Origin of the sequence: Actinoplanes sp. NPDC023801 (assembly GCF_040639655.1) — a bacterium.
Classification (GTDB): domain Bacteria; phylum Actinomycetota; class Actinomycetes; order Mycobacteriales; family Micromonosporaceae; genus Actinoplanes.
Window position 1 is genome coordinate 1 of record NZ_JBFAAI010000006.1, and the last position, 16,388, is coordinate 16,388.

The 16,388-nt window shown below is 67.7% G+C and carries 22 protein-coding genes; 8 read left to right on the top strand and 14 right to left on the bottom strand.

The features are described from left to right. Positions 1-184 precede the first annotated feature (184 nt). Together AB0G04_RS13625 and AB0G04_RS13630 are read left to right on the top strand one after the other, a co-directional pair. A complete protein-coding gene (locus AB0G04_RS13625; RefSeq protein ID WP_360981724.1) occupies positions 185-388 on the top strand; it encodes a hypothetical protein in 204 nt (67 codons plus the stop codon). Positions 389-940: 552 nt separating this feature from the next. Then, positions 941-1,474 (top strand): hypothetical protein, encoded by a 534-nt coding sequence (locus tag AB0G04_RS13630; RefSeq protein WP_360981726.1) that lies wholly within the window; start codon positions 941-943, stop codon positions 1,472-1,474. A 142-nt stretch (positions 1,475-1,616) separates the two neighbouring features. On the opposite strand, the gene AB0G04_RS13635 is transcribed toward AB0G04_RS13630, so the two are convergent. Next, entirely contained in the window at positions 1,617-2,393 is a 777-nt protein-coding gene (locus tag AB0G04_RS13635; RefSeq protein ID WP_360981728.1) for a DUF4352 domain-containing protein, read from the bottom strand. A gap of 502 nt (positions 2,394-2,895) precedes the next feature. Between AB0G04_RS13635 and AB0G04_RS13640 the strand changes: the two genes are divergently transcribed. Continuing rightward, the gene (locus AB0G04_RS13640; RefSeq protein ID WP_360981730.1) at positions 2,896-3,345 is read left to right on the top strand and encodes an HIT family protein; all 450 of its coding nucleotides are present in this window, start codon (positions 2,896-2,898) and stop codon (positions 3,343-3,345) included. 149 nt (positions 3,346-3,494) lie between these two features. On the opposite strand, the gene AB0G04_RS13645 is transcribed toward AB0G04_RS13640, so the two are convergent. The 3 genes from AB0G04_RS13645 to AB0G04_RS13655 all read right to left on the bottom strand — a co-directional run bounded on the left by AB0G04_RS13645 (position 3,495) and on the right by AB0G04_RS13655 (position 6,377). Beyond that, on the bottom strand, positions 3,495-4,718 hold the full coding sequence (locus AB0G04_RS13645) for a calcium-binding protein (protein WP_360981732.1): 1,224 nt from the start codon (positions 4,716-4,718) through the stop codon (positions 3,495-3,497). Between the two features lie 137 nt (positions 4,719-4,855). Then, entirely contained in the window at positions 4,856-5,815 is a 960-nt protein-coding gene (locus tag AB0G04_RS13650; RefSeq protein ID WP_360981734.1) for a calcium-binding protein, read from the bottom strand. Between the two features lie 37 nt (positions 5,816-5,852). Beyond that, complete coding sequence (locus tag AB0G04_RS13655; protein ID WP_360981736.1) at positions 5,853-6,377, bottom strand: permease-like cell division protein FtsX; 525 nt, start codon at positions 6,375-6,377, stop codon at positions 5,853-5,855. 132 nt (positions 6,378-6,509) lie between these two features. Here AB0G04_RS13655 and AB0G04_RS13660 point away from each other — a divergent pair, with 132 nt between their 5' ends. Then, a complete protein-coding gene (locus tag AB0G04_RS13660) occupies positions 6,510-6,818 on the top strand; it encodes a hypothetical protein (protein ID WP_360981738.1) in 309 nt (102 codons plus the stop codon). A gap of 6 nt (positions 6,819-6,824) precedes the next feature. Here AB0G04_RS13660 and AB0G04_RS13665 read toward each other — a convergent pair whose 3' ends face one another. Further along, on the bottom strand, positions 6,825-7,214 hold the full coding sequence (locus AB0G04_RS13665) for a hypothetical protein (protein WP_360981740.1): 390 nt from the start codon (positions 7,212-7,214) through the stop codon (positions 6,825-6,827). Between the two features lie 50 nt (positions 7,215-7,264). Then, positions 7,265-7,615 (bottom strand): hotdog fold thioesterase, encoded by a 351-nt coding sequence (locus AB0G04_RS13670; protein WP_106327905.1) that lies wholly within the window; start codon positions 7,613-7,615, stop codon positions 7,265-7,267. 195 nt (positions 7,616-7,810) lie between these two features. On the opposite strand from AB0G04_RS13670, the gene AB0G04_RS13675 reads away from it, so the two are divergent. Continuing rightward, positions 7,811-8,065 (top strand): hypothetical protein, encoded by a 255-nt coding sequence (locus AB0G04_RS13675; RefSeq protein WP_360981742.1) that lies wholly within the window; start codon positions 7,811-7,813, stop codon positions 8,063-8,065. Position 8,066: 1 nt separating this feature from the next. Here AB0G04_RS13675 and AB0G04_RS13680 read toward each other — a convergent pair whose 3' ends face one another. The 4 genes from AB0G04_RS13680 to AB0G04_RS13695 form a co-directional block, all read right to left on the bottom strand. Next, entirely contained in the window at positions 8,067-9,341 is a 1,275-nt protein-coding gene (locus AB0G04_RS13680; protein ID WP_360981744.1) for a PrsW family intramembrane metalloprotease, read from the bottom strand. Beyond that, a complete protein-coding gene (locus tag AB0G04_RS13685) occupies positions 9,338-9,916 on the bottom strand; it encodes a hypothetical protein (protein WP_360981746.1) in 579 nt (192 codons plus the stop codon). Before AB0G04_RS13685 ends, AB0G04_RS13680 begins: the two co-directional genes overlap by 4 nt. An 82-nt stretch (positions 9,917-9,998) precedes the next feature. Next, positions 9,999-10,565 carry an RNA 2'-phosphotransferase gene (locus tag AB0G04_RS13690; protein WP_360981748.1) on the bottom strand — a complete coding sequence of 189 codons (567 nt, stop codon included), beginning with the start codon at positions 10,563-10,565 and terminating at the stop codon, positions 9,999-10,001. Further along, on the bottom strand, positions 10,562-11,338 hold the full coding sequence (locus tag AB0G04_RS13695) for a methyltransferase domain-containing protein (protein WP_360981750.1): 777 nt from the start codon (positions 11,336-11,338) through the stop codon (positions 10,562-10,564). Before AB0G04_RS13695 ends, AB0G04_RS13690 begins: the two co-directional genes overlap by 4 nt. An 18-nt stretch (positions 11,339-11,356) precedes the next feature. Between AB0G04_RS13695 and AB0G04_RS13700 the strand changes: the two genes are divergently transcribed. Continuing rightward, positions 11,357-11,728 carry a PPOX class F420-dependent oxidoreductase gene (locus tag AB0G04_RS13700; RefSeq protein WP_360981752.1) on the top strand — a complete coding sequence of 124 codons (372 nt, stop codon included), beginning with the start codon at positions 11,357-11,359 and terminating at the stop codon, positions 11,726-11,728. 155 nt (positions 11,729-11,883) lie between these two features. Here AB0G04_RS13700 and AB0G04_RS13705 read toward each other — a convergent pair whose 3' ends face one another. Further along, entirely contained in the window at positions 11,884-12,093 is a 210-nt protein-coding gene (locus tag AB0G04_RS13705) for a BldC family transcriptional regulator (protein WP_014687221.1), read from the bottom strand. 282 nt (positions 12,094-12,375) lie between these two features. Next, on the bottom strand, positions 12,376-13,215 hold the full coding sequence (locus tag AB0G04_RS13710) for a hypothetical protein (RefSeq protein ID WP_360981754.1): 840 nt from the start codon (positions 13,213-13,215) through the stop codon (positions 12,376-12,378). A gap of 150 nt (positions 13,216-13,365) precedes the next feature. Here AB0G04_RS13710 and AB0G04_RS13715 point away from each other — a divergent pair, with 150 nt between their 5' ends. After that, positions 13,366-14,430 (top strand): Glu/Leu/Phe/Val dehydrogenase dimerization domain-containing protein, encoded by a 1,065-nt coding sequence (locus tag AB0G04_RS13715; RefSeq protein WP_360981756.1) that lies wholly within the window; start codon positions 13,366-13,368, stop codon positions 14,428-14,430. Between the two features lie 182 nt (positions 14,431-14,612). Continuing rightward, positions 14,613-14,846, top strand: a complete 234-nt coding sequence (locus tag AB0G04_RS13720; protein WP_360981758.1) for a DUF3073 domain-containing protein — start codon at positions 14,613-14,615, stop codon at positions 14,844-14,846. 124 nt (positions 14,847-14,970) lie between these two features. Here AB0G04_RS13720 and amcA read toward each other — a convergent pair whose 3' ends face one another. Next, on the bottom strand, positions 14,971-15,198 hold the full coding sequence (gene amcA, locus AB0G04_RS13725) for a multiple cyclophane-containing RiPP AmcA (RefSeq protein ID WP_360981760.1): 228 nt from the start codon (positions 15,196-15,198) through the stop codon (positions 14,971-14,973). Beyond that, on the bottom strand, positions 15,167-16,270 hold the full coding sequence (gene amcB / locus AB0G04_RS13730) for a cyclophane-forming radical SAM peptide maturase AmcB (protein ID WP_360982275.1): 1,104 nt from the start codon (positions 16,268-16,270) through the stop codon (positions 15,167-15,169). The genes amcA and amcB overlap by 32 nt, the downstream gene beginning before the upstream one ends. Positions 16,271-16,388: the final 118 nt, after the last annotated feature.

Here is a 16,388-nt window from a genome sequence, read left to right on the forward strand (position 1 = left end):
CTCAACGCCTTCGATCTCGCCTTCGAAGGACGACTCACCGCAGCCCGTAACTGACCTTCAACAACATCGAGTTACACCGTTTTCTTGACACTCCCACGGCGGCGGCTTCCCGTGGTTCGAAGATGTGTATACATGCGCGGGATTCCTGATCATCGATTCGCGGCGGTTGCGTATTTATGTAAAGGTGACCAGCACCGGCAAGATCTGTGGAATCGAACTTCCGCTGACGTCCTCCAGTGGCGACGTTGTTCCAGGCATGGGCGGATCCTTCCCGCAAGAACTGGCCTCGGTTATCCGTAACGGAACACTGGTCCGCCAGCCGCAGACCGGTATCGAGGATGACTACTGCGCCACCGTCTACGACATGACCGCCTGGGTGGATGACTGACACAGCCGGAAGTCTCGAAGTTCGCGGCGAGCTGCGGAAGTCTCGACGTCCGGTCGCCGCACTTCCCGACTGCCTGGCCCTGCACAAGTCGCGCCAGCGAACCGACCTCCGCTGCCAACGGCCGACGCGGTCGATCTCGTCGCGGCATGATGCACGGCGGACCGGCGATGCACGTTCGCTGCTCACGGCCCGCTCGCACTGCCCTCGAGGTCAACCTCTGGCAACCGCCTGCATCACATCTACTTTTGAGGGCCGACCACCCACTCTTTCGGAGGCGGCCGCCAAGCGACACGGCAGCGATCACCGGAGCCACGACAGCGCTCGGCTAAAGGCGATCATCACGGCCCCGCGCCACGCCCACCCTGGCGGTCGATCCACAGGCATCGAGGTCGAGATCGCCATACCTCTTTCTACGAGGACCACCTCGCCCGACCGGGCAGGACAACCGGCTCAGCCCACAGGGAAGACCGTGACACCTCTGACATTCGAACAGAGGCCTCGGTGCGGCCGGCCACTATCCTCCTCCGGAACTGAGGGATACAGGATGGCGGTGTGGCGGTGTTGACGACACTGGGGCAGGTGGCGGACCGGGCACTGGAACTCGGTATCGCGGTAGTGGTCGGGCAGGACGGGGACGACCTGCGCGACCAGCCGCTGTCCTACTACGGCGAGGACCCCGCCGGCGCGCTCATCGACATGATGGAGGAGTGGGGCGCCGGCGTGCGGATACACCCAAAGGTGGACAACCTCCTGGAGGGCTACCGGGATCTGTTCGACCGTTTCACTGCCAGCAGCGGAGGCACAGTGGTCATCACCGACGTCGAGCTCTTCGAAGAAGCCGACGGTGAGCGTATCCGGATGCTGGTCAACGGCGAAGAACTCGTCTGGCACCTGGAGCATCAAACGGACCGGTACATCGATACGCTGATGGTCTTCGAGATTACCGACCGGCTGACGCCGCGCGACGACACGGACCCGCGGGTCTTTGTCGCACTTGACGACGCCGACGATGAGCTCGGGTTCATCTTCGCCGATCCGGGGGCCCTGTCGATCCTGACCCGCGAACTCGGCATCGAGCATGCCTGACGGCCGGTCCGGCATGGCAGTTGCGTGAGCGAGCCAGCCAAAGACTCTTACGAGCCTGTTGGCGGCACGACTCAGGGAGCGTTGGCACTTCCGGGCAGGACGGCCGCGTCGCGGAGATGGACGCGGCCGCCTCTGTACCCGTTCACTTGAGGGGAACCTTCACCCCGGCCGTGAATGCCGATTCGTGCAACACCACTGAGGCCAGCTTGGTTCCCTTCGGAACGTCGAACACCAGTTTTCCTTCGACGGAGTTTCCTGGATTGATCTGCTCCAGGAACGTCGAGGAGTCCTCGTTGGCATAGATCGCGGCGCCTGAGTCGACCGAGTACTCCGTATTGGCGCCGTCGTAAGCCTTCTGAGAACCATCGTAGAAAGTCTCCGCGGAAGTACCTACGTTCTTGATGGTCACATCGATCAGGCAGAACTCGCCTTGAGCCTTTTCGTTCGCATACTGGCCGCCGACCTGGGCCACACCGCACTTCATGCCAGTTACGGTGAACTGGAACTTTCCATCCGTTGCCGGCTTGTTCATCTCGCCCGCTACAGCGTTCTTACCGCTCTGATTGTCATCCACCTTGCTCGCGCCGCCTACGAACAGCACGAAGATCCCTACGCAGCCGAGGATCATTGCCAGGACGATGCCACCGACAATGAACGGCCACTTCTTGCGCTTCTTCTGTGGCTGTTGGATCGGCGGTGGGTAGCTGTGCTGCTGGGCGTGCGGCGGCGGGCCGTACGGTGGCGGGCCGGAAGGCTGGCCAGGTGGCGGGCCGGAAGGCTGGCCGGGTTGCGCTCCATACGGTGGCGGACCGGACGGCTGGCCGGGTTGCGCTCCATACGGTGGCGGACCGGACGGCGGCCCGTAGGACGGCGGCCCACCTTCCGGCTGGTTCTGATCGGGTGGCGGCTGATAGGTCACTTTAGGCTCCACGGACCGGCAAAGAGTAGATTTGCGCGGCCAAGCCCAGTCCAGAACTAAACCGCACTCCGCTTCACAGTAAGGTCCGGAGGTTGCAACGAGCCGTTTCGCCGATGTTGGTTCCGCCGATTGAGTACGGATTCTTGGCAGCCGCTCGATTCAAAACGGCATGGAAGAGCGGATTCGCGCCGACGCGCCCGATCGCTCTAAAGCGTGTGTTGATGATTGCCAGGACCGATCAAGTCGGCCAGGCGCACTTACTTCCTTCGCTGGAGGCTCACCGCCCTGCACCTCCTTCGTGCGGCGGATCGCACATCTTCAAAATCCCCTTCGCCGCGGGCGGACGGCCCGGCTGGCTGGCTGGCTGGCGATGCCGCGCACGAAGGCAGCAACGGACTCGATGCTCGACCTCATGGTTCTTCCCCGCGCACGTCACTTCCGACATCAGCCGCGATACGGCCTCGGTGGAGGTGGTTCTCAGGATGCCGGGCACGCAAAGATCATGGCCATGGAGGAGTGCCTGATCTGCGCCAAACACCGGGGTGAGGGATCGCTGGGCGGCATCCGGGTGTGGGAGGACGAGCACAGTCTGGTCTTTCACCGCCCGGTCGACGCGTCGGGTACCACGATGCCCGGCTATCTGTTCGTGGAGAGCCGCCGGCATGTCCCCTACCTCGCCGATCTCACCGACGTGGAGGCCGCCGCCATCGGTCGTGTGGTGCGGCGTGCCGCGGAGGCTCTCCGGGCCGAGGTGGATGCCGAGTTCGTGTTCTCCGCTGTCGCGGGTATGAGCCATGCGCATTTCCATCAACATCTGTTCGTACGCCATCGCGGCACACCCGCGGAGTACGGCTGGATGGCCGGCGATCAGTGGCCCGGTGTTCCTCGCAGCACGGCTCCGGCGATCGCCGAGCTCTGTGTCCGCCTGCGCCCTTACCTGGCGGGCCGGTGACGATCGGCCTGGCGGGCCAGTGACGAACGGCCTGGCGGGCCGGTGACGAGGAACGCCCGGCCGCCGGGGTGGTGCCGTGCACAGCCCGCTTCCGAACAGCGAACGGCCCGGCTGCCTGGGCAGCCGGGCCGTCGATGAAGCAGTGGAGATCAGCGGCGGGAAGCCCGCGCCTCCTTGACACGGGCCGCCTGCTCGGCCGCCTCCGCCGGGATTGCCGACTGCTTGCGGGCGCCCTGCGCCTCAGCCGGGGGGATCTCGCAGTTCATGACCGTCGAGGTGCCCATGACGATGCAGGTGTCGCCTTCGATGCCGTGGGCGCCACCGTCGATGGCGTCGGCCGCGGTGGGGCTGCCGACCGGGTTGTTCCCGGCATCCACGGACTCGCCGATGAGGACGTCGTCGTGGTCGTTGCCCCAGATCAGGTCGTTGGCGGCGTCGCCCTCGATCCAGTCGAAGTCGCCTCCGCCGGAGAGCTTGTCGGAGCCGGCCCCGCCGAAGATGTAGTCCAGGTCGTTCTCGCCGTGGATGGTGTCGTTGCCGTTCCCACCCCAGGCCACGTCGGCGAGAAGGTTGTCGCCGGAGATGCGCTCACCGGCGCCGGAGTAGATCCGGTCGTTGCCGTTCTCACCGTCGATGTAGTCGACGTCGTTGGCGCCGGAGATGGTGTCGTTGCCATCACCACCGAACAGCTCGTCGTCGCCGGCGTCGCCGTAGATCCAGTCGTCGTTGCCTTCGCCGTCGACGTAGTCGTTGCCCGGGCCACCGGCGAGAGCGTCGTTACCGGTGGAACCCCAGATGTCGTCGTTGCCTGCGTCGCCCCACACCTTGTCGTTCCCGGTGCCCGACCAGACGCTGTCGTTGCCGTTCCCGGAGCGGATGTGGTCGACACCGGACTCACCGAACAGCTTGTCGTTGCCGTTGTTGCCGTACAGCTTGTCGTTACCGGAGCCGCCCTGGAGCTGGTCGCCGCCGGAGCCACCGATCAGGGTGTCGTTGCCGGTGCCCCCGCCGGCGAGCAGGTAGACGGAGGTCTTGTTGTTCACCACGTCGTTCTTGTCGCCGAGCGCCGCGGTGATCCGCGTCGTCTTCGCCTTGGTGGTGCAGCGCACCTTGTACTTGGTGACCTTCTTGCAGCCCTTGCCGGCCTGGAGCGCGACCCGGTCGGTCAGCGTCACGGTGCGGCCCGAGATGGTGACGGTCAACGAGTTCGCCCGGCCGATCAGGGCCTGGAACTGCACCGTGTTGGTGCCGACGACCTTGGCCAGGCCGGCGCTGGCCGCCTGCGCCGGGGTCGAGAGGAAGAAGGAGGAGGCGGCCACCGCGACTGCGGCGGCACCGACCGCGGACAGGGTCCGGCGATTGATGATTGCCATGATGAAAGATCCCCGTTTCAAAGCAGACGGGACGGTACGAAGATCCGCCCCCGTCAGCGATCAGCGTAGGACGATACCGTAGCGACGTCGCCCCCCACTCGAAGTGACCTCCATCACTTCAGGACAGTCGACAGTGCTCAGTCGATAGCGGTCGGCGACACCCGGGTCACGCTCGGCGCCTGGGCCGCGGAGGCGGACGCCACACCGGTGTACCACTCACACCCGGACGTCGTGGTCTTGCTGGAGGACTCGAGGCAGATGTCGCCGACCGAGGTGTTGGCACCGGCGTAGAGCCGGTCCACCGCGGTGGGCGAGCCGGACGACACACCCCGGCCGCCGACGGCCTTGTAGACCTCGCCGACCAGTACGTCGTCGCCCGCTTCACCGGCGATGGCGTCGTTGCCGGCGTCGCCGATCAGGAAGTCGTCGCCGTCGCTGCCCCACACCTTGTCGTTGCCGCCCCAGCCGCGGACGACGTCCCTGCCGGTCCCGGCGTAGACGGTGTCGTTGCCGGCCTCGCCGTGCAGCTGGTCGTTGCCTGCCCCGCCGTAGACGGTGTCGTTGCCGGTACCCGCCGCGACGTAGTCGTAGCCGCTGCCACCCACGATGCGGTCGGCGCCGGAGTCGCCGAAGAGCTCGCCCTTGCCGTTGCCGCCGTAGAGCTTGTCGTTGCCGGGGCCACCCTGCAACTGGTCGCCGCCGGGGCCGCCGATCAGGGTGTCGTTGCCGGTGCTGCCGCCGGCCAGCATGAAGACGCCGGTGTAGTTGCGCACGTAGTCGTTACGGTCACCGAGCGCCACCTTGACGAGCTTGGTGGCCTGGGTGGTCGTGCACCGCACCTGGTAACGAGTGACCTGCTTGCAGCCCTTGCCGGCCTTGATCGCGACCCGGTCGGTGAGGGTGACGGTACGACCCGAGATCGTGACCGACACCTTGTTGGTGCGCTCCATCAGCGCCCGGAAACTGACCGTGCTCTTCCCTGCGGCCGCGAGACCGGCCGACGCCGCCTGCGCCGGCGACCCGAAGAGTGTCGTGGCAGCGAGCGCCGCGGCGGTGGCACCGAACGCGACCAGAGTCCTGCGGTACTTCAGGTTCATGAGAAACCCCCGTTGAGAGTTGATAGTTGATAGTTGATCAGCAGACCAGTTCGGCGCCCGGACGGCCAGCACCGGGCCGCATCACCACCCGGACGCGGTCGACCCCGGCCATCTTCCGTACCGCCGGCAGCGGCCCGCATTCGAAGTCACGGCCCACAGTGGTCAGAGACAGCGACTCCGGCATCGACTCCGCGGTGACGCCCTCGAGCTGGACAGGGTCGTTGCCGGCACGCTCCCGGAGCTTCTGGTACGCCTGCTCGCGCGTCTCCAGCCGGATCCCGTCCCGTGCCGGCAATGCACCGAGCGCCTGCTCCACCGCGTCGCGTTGCCGGAGGTCCGCGTCCGGTTCCATCGATACCGCGACGGTGAACTCGCGCTCCGGAACATACCGCCACCCGGCGACGAGCATTACCGTGGTGGACGCGACCGCTCCGAGAACCAGAGCGCCCGCGGCCGTGCCGAGCAGATGCAGCCACCGCCGGCTCGCCGGCCGGGGCTTGTCCGCTTTTTCCGTCCACGACTCGACGTCGAACGGGTCGTGTGTCGGCTGTGGATCGGTCATGATCCGCAAAGCTATAACAGTCGCACCATGCCGTGGTTGTCCACACCGTCACGGAGGGCCTTGATGGCGGTCGCTGAGTGCTACAGAGTGTTGTCGGGATCGGTCAACCTCGGAACGCAAGGAGGCCTCGTCGTGAACGGCTTCTCGAACGACTCGGAGCATGCCGCCTACAACCTGGCCGAGGCGCTCCTCGAGAAGGCCATGTCCTGCATGAAGCACGCGGAGGAGGCATCCGAGGCGTTCCGCTCCGGGCGGATCGCGATGCGGCGGCAGTTCAAGTCCCGGGGGCTCTCCGAGGCGGAGGCCGACATCAGATGGGCCGGGACGGTACAGGCCACCCGGGCGATCTCGGAGAACAGCTTCTTCATGGCGCAGGCGACGATGTACAACAACGCCGCCGCCGCGCAGTACGCGAAGGCCCTTTACCTGCGGGGCAAGTGAGCCTGGTCAGGCCGCCCGGTGCCGCAGCGTCGCGACCGTGGAACCGGCGAGGGCGAGCAGACAGTCCGGCAGGGTCCCGTCGGCGATCGCCGCACCGAACAGCGCCTCACCGGTCGGGAAGTCACCGTTGACGTAAGCGCTGACGAACCGCGCGACCCAGCGCTTGTCATACCGCGCGTCGTCGATCCCGGGGAACTCGAGCGTCCAGGCGCCGCCGGGCGGAACGTGCCCGACCATGGTGGCGGCGAGGCACCAGGCGACGTCCCACGCACCGACCACGCCGTCCCGGTCGACGACCGCGTCAAACGTGTCCGCCACAGCCGCGGAGTCGCCGCTGAGCGCACACTGCAGAACCTGCGCGGCGTCGTCGAATGCATGCTGTGGTACGTCGGTCACGTTGGAAAAGGTACGTCGGGCGGTCAAGGAACGCACTCGGACGTGGGAATTCAGGCACCACGGAGCAGGCAGGTGATTCTGGCTGTGCAGACCCGGTCGCCGGCCTCGTCGGTGAGCACCACCTCGTACGTGGCCACCGCGCGGCCCCGGTGCACCGGCACCGCGACACCGGTGACCAGTCCGGAGCGGGCGGCCTTGTGGTGGGTCGCGTTGATGTCGACCCCGACCGCGAAGGGACGGTCCACGGTCTGCCCGTGCAGGACCGCGCCGACCGAACCGAGTGTCTCGGCGAGCACGCAGGAAGCGCCTCCGTGCAACAACCCGTACGGCTGGGTGTTGCCTTCGACCGGCATGATTCCTACAACCCGTTCCGCGGTGGCTTCGGTGATCTCGATGCCCATACGTTCCGCGAGTGCACCGCCGCCGCCGCTGGTGAACAGGTGTTGCTTACCGTCCTCCGCGATATCCACGGGCGTACGTTACGCCCGATCCGGGGCCGGACCAGCGACAACCGTCACAGGGCGGGGACTGTTCGACTGAACCGCTGGGTACTGACGGGCACACCGCCGGGCCCACCGGCCGACGAGAGGAGCACCATGAGCGAGCCGCAGGAAGTCATCGAGACCCGTGGTGAGGATCGCGTGGACCTGCTCAAGAGCGACGCCAACGGCGACGGCCGTACGGACGTGTGGGTCTCCGACACCGACGGCGACGGCAAGCCCGACCTGTACCAGTTCGACACCGACGGCGACGGCAAGGTCGACGTGACCATGGTCGATCTCGACGAGGACGGTACGCCGGACCTGATCGTCGACGGCGACGGTGGCCTGCCGCCGTCCGGCACCGTCTGAGTCAGGCACCACCCAGCGCGGACAGCGCCACCCAGACGACCGCGATCGCGACGGCCACGGTCCCCAGGGTGGAGGCCGTGTGCCGCCAGGACCGTGTGCCCTCGACCGCCTCGGGATGTCCCAGGGCGGCGAGGGTGGCGCGGTGCTCGCGTACCTCCGCCGCGCGGGCCGGGGTCGCCTCGTCCGGGATGCCGGCTTCGGCACGGCTCAGTTCGACGGCCAGGCCGGCCTGGGCCCGCTGCAGTCTCCGTACCGCCGCCCGGGCTTTTCGCCCTGCTCTCGCCGCGGCGTGCCGGCGGGCCGCACCCCGCCGGGAGCCCGAACCGAGGACCCGCAGCTCCTCTTCGGTGATCAGGTCCCGCTCGCGGACCGTGGCCAGAATGCCCACGTAGTAGGCCGCCTCCCGATCGTGCGCACGCCGCACCAGGTAGAGGACCAGCAGCAGCGGCGGCAGTCCCTTGAAGAGCAGGACCGCGAGCAGAGCCACCGCGCCGTCACCGAGGCTCTCCCGGAAGAGCGGCGAGTTCCACAGCGAGTGTGACGCCCAGGCGCCGAACAGGGCGAGGCCGGCAACCGCGATCCGGCGCGGACGGCCGCGTTCGCGATTGACCACGAGGTAACCGATGCCGGCTCCGGCCAGCGCACCGAAGAGGGTGTGACTCCACACCCCGGCCAGGAAGCCGCGTACCAGGAACGTGGTGATCACCGGCTGCACCTGGTCGCCCTCCCCGGCGGACCGGACCGCGCCGATCGCGAAAACCACGTCCTCGACGATCTGGAAACCGAGGCCGACGAGCGCTCCGTAGACGATGCCGTCGAGCACACTGTTGATCTGGGAGCGGGCGATCAGCACGATCGCCACCACCCCGAGGGTCTTGGCGATCTCCTCGACCGTGGGCCCGGCCAGCGCGGCGCCCCATTCGGCGGCCAGGTCGGGCGAGCCGAGTTTGGCGATCAGGTTGTCCAGGGCCGTGCTGCCCGGAATGGAGACGCTGGTGGCGACCAGGCCGCCCCAGGCGAAGGCGACCACACGCAGACTGGGCGGTTCCCGTTCCATGAAGTCGAGTTCCGAGAGGAACAGCCAGAACGGCACCGCGAGCAGCCCGAAGAGCAGGATCGCGGTGAGAGTGGCGATCGGGTACGACTTTAGGAAGATCGCCATGATCTGGGAGATCCGGACCGCGCCGACGGCCAGCAGCACGATCACCACCCAGAAGGCCGGCTGGCGGACGAGCGCGGCCGACCGGTGCGCGCCGGGGCGGACCGGCTCGCTCATCTGTTCTCGTAGCGCAGGGTGCGGGTGCTGGCGTCGATCGCCGGCAGGGCCCGGCCGAGGTCGGTGTCGTCACCGCTGACCATCACCTCGATGGTGAGCCCGTGTGCGACGAAGACGGCGTACCGTCCGTCGCGGTCGCCGGCGGTGTATCCGCCCTGTACCCCGGCGAGCCCTCCGGCTGTGGAGACGGCCAGCTGGGTGCCGGTGATGTGGTGACCGGAGGTGCCGGTGATGCGTTGCCGGAGTCGCACGGCGGCCGCGGTCAGGTCGCCGTCGAAGGGTTCGACCTCGATCGCGTACCGCACCCGGTCGATCCGGAACAGGGCGGTTCCCCGGTCGTTGCCGGGACGGGTCCCGGTGACGTCGAGCGTGGCCCCGGCCGGTGGCACCACGGTGACCCCGGCGCCCACCAGGTAGGGCCGGCCGGACGCGGCGGCTCGCTCGGCCGGAACGGCGCGGTCCAGTGCGGGCAGACCGAGGGCCAGGGCGGCCAGCATCGACGCCACCGCGAGCGCGGCGGGCAGACCGAGGGTGCCGGGAAGGTCGGTGAGATGACGCCGAGTGACCCTCCCCATCCGTCCAAGTTAACGGCGGTCGCGGGTCGCTGTCCGGAGAACCGGGGACCGGCCAATGTGGAGGACGGATCAACCTGGGAGATTACGTATTTGTCCGTTTTACCGAAAGATGCTGCGGCGGCACGGTAGAGGTAAGCCATACCCCGTTGTCACTGTGATGGAAGACGTGTCCCGCCTCGGCCATCACCCCCGCCGCGACGCTGAACACCACCACGTCCGGCGAGCGGCGGCGACCCACGGTCACCGCGGTCGGCAGATCGGCCGAGAGGTGTACGTGATGCCGGCTCCGCGGGCGCAGTCCCTCACGCAGGATGGCCTCGAGATTCGCCCGCGGGGTGCCGTGGAACAGCTCGGCGGGCGGAACCGCGGCTGGGAGCGCCAGGTCCACGCCGACCCGCCGGGAGTGCCCCTGGCTGGCACGGATGCGTTCGACGCCGTCCGCGCCGGTCTGCACGGCGAACCGGGACTTGTCGTTGTGCGCGACCACGAGGTCGAGGTCGGCCCGGGTGACGCCGAGCGCGGTCAGCAGGTCGGTGACCGGCACCCACCCGTTCGCGTCCAGGGTCAGACCGGCCGACTCCGGCCGGTGTCGCAGGACCAGGGACATCCGCTTGCTGAGGCGAACCTGGTCCCGGCTGAGAACGGTCATTCAATCAACTCCATGACCGCAACGTAGTACGGGTGGTCCTGGTCGTCGATCGATTTCAGCTGCCAGGACGTGCCCTGCAGCAGGGTTCTCAGTTCGGCGACGGAGCAGTTGAGATAGTCGAACCAGTCGGTGGCGAGTTCCCGGTACCGCAGTCGCAGCCGCAGCTGGCCGCCCAGCCGCCCGCGTGCCCGGTTGCCCTCGTGATAGGCCACGTGGAGCGGATCGGTGGTCCCGTACGGGTCGGTGCCCTGCGCGATGATCCGCGCGCCGGGTGCCGCCAGGCGGGCCAGCGCCGCCAGGAACTCCGGTGCCCGCTCCGGACCCTCGATCAGGCCGAGGTTGTTGCCGAGCAGCAGGAACGTGTCGTACCGGACGCTGGCCCGGGAGAACTCGTCGACGGTGTTGAGCACCGTGTCGCGCAGGCCCCGGTCACGGGACACCTCGATCGCTCCGGCCGAGGTGTCCAGGCCGGTCACCGCCACGCCACGGTTCTGCAGCTCGATCGCGATCCGGCCGGCACCCACCCCGATGTCGAGCACCCGGCCGCGCGCCAGCCGTACCGCCCGGTGGTCGAAGGGACGCCATTCGTCGGGCTCGGTCAGATAGTGACCGGCCAGGGCTCCGTTGATCAGGCCGTCGTCCCGCTCGATCACCTCGATCACGGGCCGCGGGTACCGTCCGCCGGCGAGTGGTCGCCGGCCGACGCCCAGGTGCACCGCGTAGGCGTCGCGGATCATTTCTCCGAAGGCGTCACCGATAGCCGGATGAGTCATGGTCACTACTCTTGAGTGATGACCGCACTGGAGCAACTCGGCTCGGAGAAATACGTCCTTCTCACCACATTCCGCCGAGACGGCCGAGCGGTTCCGACCCCGCTGTGGGTGGTGCCCGACGGCTCCGGCCTGGCGTTCTGGACGGTGGCCGGCAGCGGCAAGCTGAAGCGGATCCGCAACAGCGGGCGAGTCACGGTCGCTCCCTGCGACATCCGGGGCAACCCCACCGGCGACGCGGTCGAAGCCACCGCGCGGATCGGCGATCACACCGACCGGCTGCGCGTCGGGGACGGCATCAAGAAGAAGTACGGCCTGGTCGGCCGGCTGACCATGCTCGGCAGCCGGCTGCGCCGGGGCGTCGACGGAACGGTCGCCGTCCTGGTCTCGTGAGCGGATCAGAATACGAAGAAGGGGCGATCGCCTTCCCCAGCGTTCGCCCCTTGCGACGTCTCGATCGACCGAGACTTGTTCCCGACTTACCGTGCGTGTTCACTGCGAGTAAGTCGGAGACGGCGATCTTTCACCGTCGTGAGCAAGTCTCGCGGTCAGTCGCCCTGGCGCTGCGTGGGGATCTGCCCCTGCAGCAGGGCGCGGACCTCCGACTCCCGGTAACGACGGTGGCCACCCAGCGTGCGAATAGCGCTGAGCTTGCCCGCCTTCGCCCACCGGGTAACGGTCTTCGGGTCGACACGGAACATCGACGCCACCTCGGCCGGCGTTAGTAGCGGCTCAGGATCGTGCGTACGCGATGCCATCGGTCACTCCTCCACAGGTGCCTAAAAAACATCGGCCGGGGTCCCGCCGGCCGGTGCGTCTCTCATGGTCCGGCTAGTCCCCGATGTCCGACATGGGCCGAACGGACGAACGTCCCCAGATAGATGGATGAAGCATGCCCGATTTTTGCGCGTTTTATACGCCAGATAGTGTCTCGTTTGGCCCGATTATCACGCTTAGAGGACCCGTGATTACGAAGAGTGTTCACCTCGGGAGCGCTCCCGCGGGCCGAGATAAAGGGGTGTCTGTCCCATTTCCGCAGGTCAATTGCATCGCTCGAGAAGCTGCACGACGCGCCATCGCGCCACGAGCTTCTCGTAAGCCTCACTTGCTGACTCAGCGTCACCGCGAGAAAGTGCCGAAAGTCCGGCTGCCACCAATCCGGGGGAATCGTCCTCGCTGAGGTTGTCCTCCGGTAGGAGGTTGACGAGGCCGCCGTAGTCGAGCTCCACCACTGAACGTGGATGGAACTCCTCCAGCCAACGGGTGCCCTCCTCGACCGCCTCGGTGATCGGCGCGTCGCCAAGCGACTTACGCAGCACCGACACGGCCCGGTGCGCCCGCCGGCGCGCCTTGGAGATCTCCGTCCGGTAGCGCAGCACCCGGCGCCGGCCGGTCAGCGCGATCTCCCGCTCGTCCAGATCGACGAAGGCGAACCACCGCAGCGGCACGCCCCACGTGGAGATCTGCTCGTGCACCCGCGGCACACCCTGCTCCAGCACCTTCGCGCCGCTGCGCCAGTCCTCCACGACCGCTTTCGCCTGTCCGGCCAGCACCGGCGGGACGAACGCGTCGGCGAGCACCGCGGGCACACCGTCCCGCGCGCTCAGCGCCGCCTCGGCGACCCGCAGGCGCAGGTTCCACGGGCAGACCAGCACCGTGTTCTCCCACTCCAGCACATACGCCTCGTCGGGCAGGTCGGGCAGCCGGGTCCAGCCGGCCCCGAGCGCCTCGAGCACGGCGGTGCGCTGCCGGACGGGACCCTCGACCAAGCCCAGATCACGGCCTTCACGCGCGTACTCGCGCCAGAAGATCTGCCGCTCGCGGTCGAAGGCGGTCAGTGGCTCGTAAACCCGTAGGTACGACGCGAACAGTGACGGCACGGCGCGATCCTTTCACGAATCCGGCCGGGTGGAACTTCCCGCGCGGACGTAATCGGCGCGCCATTCGCACGACTACGCTCGGCGGTACCGGCTCACCCCGCCGGGATGACGGCCCCACGAAGGCCTACGCAGAGATCAGGAGAACCAACGATGGACGTGTTCGACACCGACGGGCACGAACAGGTCGTCTTCTGCCAGGACCGGGACACCGGCCTCAAGGCGATCATCGGTATCTACTCGACGGCTCTCGGGCCCGCGCTCGGCGGTACCCGTTTCTACCCCTACGCGAGCGAGGAAGCCGCCCTCGCCGACGTACTGAAACTGTCCCGCGGCATGGCCTACAAGAACGCCATGGCCGGTCTCGATCTGGGCGGCGGCAAGGCGGTCATCTGGGGCGACCCGGTGAAACTCAAGAGCGAAGCCCTTCTCCGGGCGTACGGCCGGTTCGTGGAGTCGTTGCGCGGCCGCTACTACACCGCCTGCGACGTCGGCACGTACGTGCAGGACATGGATGTGGTCGCGCGCGAGACCCGGTACGCGACGGGCCGCAGCATGGAACACGGTGGCGCCGGTGACTCGTCCGTCCTCACTGCCTGGGGCGTCTTCCAGGGCATGCGCGCCGCCGCCGAGCACACCTGGGGCACCCCGTCGCTGGCCGGCCGCACCGTCGGCATCGCCGGTCTGGGCAAGGTCGGCAAATACCTGGCCGCGCACCTGATCGAGGACGGTGCCTCGGTGGTCGCCACCGACGTGAGTGAGTCCGCCCTCGCCTGGGCGCGGGCCACGCACCCGGAGATCCGGCTGGTTCCGGACACCACCACCCTGATCACTTCCGACATCGACGTGTACGCGCCGTGCGCCCTCGGCGGCGCACTGAACGACGACACGGTGCCGGTGCTGCGCGCCAAGGTGGTGACCGGCGGCGCCAACAACCAGCTCGCTCACTCCGGCATCAGCAAGCTTCTCGAGGACCGCGGCATCCTCTACACCCCCGACTACGTGGTGAACGCCGGCGGCGTGATCCAGGTGGCCGACGAGATCCACGGCTTCAACTTCGACCGGGCGAAGCTCCGGGCCACCGGGATCTTCGAGACCACCCGGCGGCTGCTCCAGCTCGCCGTGGACGAGGGTGTGCCGCCCGCGACGGCGGCCGACCGGCTCGCCGAGCGGCGTATGGCAGAGGTCGGCCGGTTGCGCTCGATCCACCTCGCCTGAGGTCGTCCGAGGCCTGCCGCGCGCCGTCGGAGAAGCTCATCCGCGACGCGCGGCAGTGTCACACGCAACCCGAGGTGCCGAACGCGCCCTCGTCCATGTACCGTAAGACCCACGAGAGATGCCTGACGTCATCGGGGCCCAGCCTTCGGGCTGCCCCGAATTCTGTGCGAGGGGGTCGAGCCATGGGGCGCGGCCGTGCTAAGGCCAAGCAGACGAAGGTGGCCCGGGAGTTGAAGTACCACTCCCCGAACACCGACCTCACCGCCTTGCAGCGCGAACTGGCGGGTGCCGGTAAGTCCGACCGTCACTTCGACGACGACAACGATGAGTTCGTCGACGATGACGAGGACGACGCTGAGGATGACCAGGACACCTGGAAAGGTCAGGACTCCTGGTCGCCCACTAGGCGGCTCTGACCCCGTTTCGTACAGAGCACGCGGGCTTACCGCGTGCTCCAGTGTGTCACGTGGTCACGGTTCCTACGGTTGACGATGAAGCCCACGCGGGTTAGCTCCGCGTGGGCTTCAACCGACACCATCTTCAGCGGGGGCGATTGTTCCAGTTGTAGAAGGTAGGGATGTTCTCGAAGTGGTTCCAGGCGCACACCGCCGAGCCGCCGTCCTGCGGTGACTCCTCGGCGCGTTGTTGCCTGGCCGCTTCCGCCTCCGCGATGAGCGCGGCCAGCCCGGCGCGAGTGTCGTGCACCCGTGCCGTCACCGGATCCGTCTCCACGCCGTCAGACAGCCGTGGCTTCGTGATCTCGGGCATGATCCAGCACTCCCTCCAATAGGCGAATCTTGCTGTTACGGCAGTGGTTCGTTTCGGTCACGTCGAACCTGCCGTGTTCGAAGTAACGGTTGGCGGCGTGCGCGCCACCGCAGAAGCCGAAGTAGGGGCAGCTGTCACGGCATGCCTCAATCCCGGCCAGGAACTCGCGGATCCAGGGCGTCCGGTCCGCGCCGGCGAGGATCTCCGGCAGTGGCGTGGTCAGTACGTTGCCACTTGCGAAATCGCCGTACCGGGGATCGTGGAAGCCGGCCAGTTCAGGCGAGAGCAGCACGACCGAGCCGTCGTGGGCGATCGTCGGAATCGGATCCAGCCGCCGGGGCAGCAGTTCGTCGGCGTTGCCGTCCAGAACGGCGGCCGCGTACCGCAGCGTCCACTCCACCTCGCGCAGGTGGATCCGTGGGTCCCGGCGCCAGGCGGTCACCAGCTCGGCCCAGAAGGCGCTCACCACGGCCGGATCATGGCTGTTCAACCGGGTGTTGACGCCCTCGAGTTCCTCGAGGTTGATGCCGAGCACCTCACAGCCCAGCCCGAGGAAGTAGTCGTACAGCTCGGTAGCGACGCCCGGGCCCGGATCACCGACCACGCAGAGGGTGGAGAACGGGATGCCGTGCGCCCGCAGCCGCTCGACACCGCGGAGGATCAGGTCGTAGGCGGGCTTCCCGGCCCGGTCCACCCGGTCGTGGTTCCGGCTGCGCGGACCGTCCACGCTGATGCTGACCCGGACGTCGTGCTCGGTGAAGAACCTGCACCACTCGTCGTCGATCAGCGTCGCGTTGGTCTGCACGTGGTGCTCCACGGCCGTGCCGAACGGGGCGAACAAGGCGGCCAGGTGGTCCCGGCCGGCGGCGAGCGGTTCACCGCCGTGCCACACCACCGAGAATCGGCCGGTACGGGTGAATCCCGCCACCCCGGCGGCGACGGCCTCGGCGACCGCGACCGGCATCTTCCGGTTCTCCCGCCGGAACGGCAGATAGCAGTACTCACATGCAAGATTGCACAGCGTAGTGGGCTGCATGACGACGTACCCGGGTTCTGCCGAGATGCCCCGCATCCCGCTCCACGCAACCGCCATGTCCCCGCACACTCCCGTCGGCACCCGTGACTCAGGTCAGGCTAGGCCTCGCGATCCACAGTCCATGCGAAAGATCCGCATGTGCCGGACATCGACA

Bases quoted from the DNA above. Each gene is read 5' to 3' on its own strand.
- AB0G04_RS13640 (WP_360981730.1), top strand. From the start codon at position 2,896: ATGGCCATGGAGGAGTGCCTGATCTGCGCCAAACACCGGGGTGAGGGA.
- AB0G04_RS13645 (WP_360981732.1), bottom strand. From the start codon at position 4,718: ATGGCAATCATCAATCGCCGGACCCTGTCCGCGGTCGGTGCCGCCGCA.
- AB0G04_RS13650 (WP_360981734.1), bottom strand. From the start codon at position 5,815: ATGAACCTGAAGTACCGCAGGACTCTGGTCGCGTTCGGTGCCACCGCC.
- AB0G04_RS13655 (WP_360981736.1), bottom strand. From the start codon at position 6,377: ATGACCGATCCACAGCCGACACACGACCCGTTCGACGTCGAGTCGTGG.
- AB0G04_RS13670 (WP_106327905.1), bottom strand. From the start codon at position 7,615: ATGGGCATCGAGATCACCGAAGCCACCGCGGAACGGGTTGTAGGAATC.
- AB0G04_RS13675 (WP_360981742.1), top strand. From the start codon at position 7,811: ATGAGCGAGCCGCAGGAAGTCATCGAGACCCGTGGTGAGGATCGCGTG.
- AB0G04_RS13680 (WP_360981744.1), bottom strand. From the start codon at position 9,341: ATGAGCGAGCCGGTCCGCCCCGGCGCGCACCGGTCGGCCGCGCTCGTC.
- AB0G04_RS13685 (WP_360981746.1), bottom strand. From the start codon at position 9,916: ATGGGGAGGGTCACTCGGCGTCATCTCACCGACCTTCCCGGCACCCTC.
- AB0G04_RS13690 (WP_360981748.1), bottom strand. From the start codon at position 10,565: ATGACCGTTCTCAGCCGGGACCAGGTTCGCCTCAGCAAGCGGATGTCC.
- AB0G04_RS13695 (WP_360981750.1), bottom strand. From the start codon at position 11,338: ATGACTCATCCGGCTATCGGTGACGCCTTCGGAGAAATGATCCGCGAC.
- AB0G04_RS13700 (WP_360981752.1), top strand. From the start codon at position 11,357: ATGACCGCACTGGAGCAACTCGGCTCGGAGAAATACGTCCTTCTCACC.
- AB0G04_RS13705 (WP_014687221.1), bottom strand. From the start codon at position 12,093: ATGGCATCGCGTACGCACGATCCTGAGCCGCTACTAACGCCGGCCGAG.
- AB0G04_RS13715 (WP_360981756.1), top strand. From the start codon at position 13,366: ATGGACGTGTTCGACACCGACGGGCACGAACAGGTCGTCTTCTGCCAG.
- AB0G04_RS13720 (WP_360981758.1), top strand. From the start codon at position 14,613: ATGGGGCGCGGCCGTGCTAAGGCCAAGCAGACGAAGGTGGCCCGGGAG.
- amcA (WP_360981760.1), bottom strand. From the start codon at position 15,198: ATGCCCGAGATCACGAAGCCACGGCTGTCTGACGGCGTGGAGACGGAT.
- amcB (WP_360982275.1), bottom strand. From the start codon at position 16,270: ATGCGGGGCATCTCGGCAGAACCCGGGTACGTCGTCATGCAGCCCACT.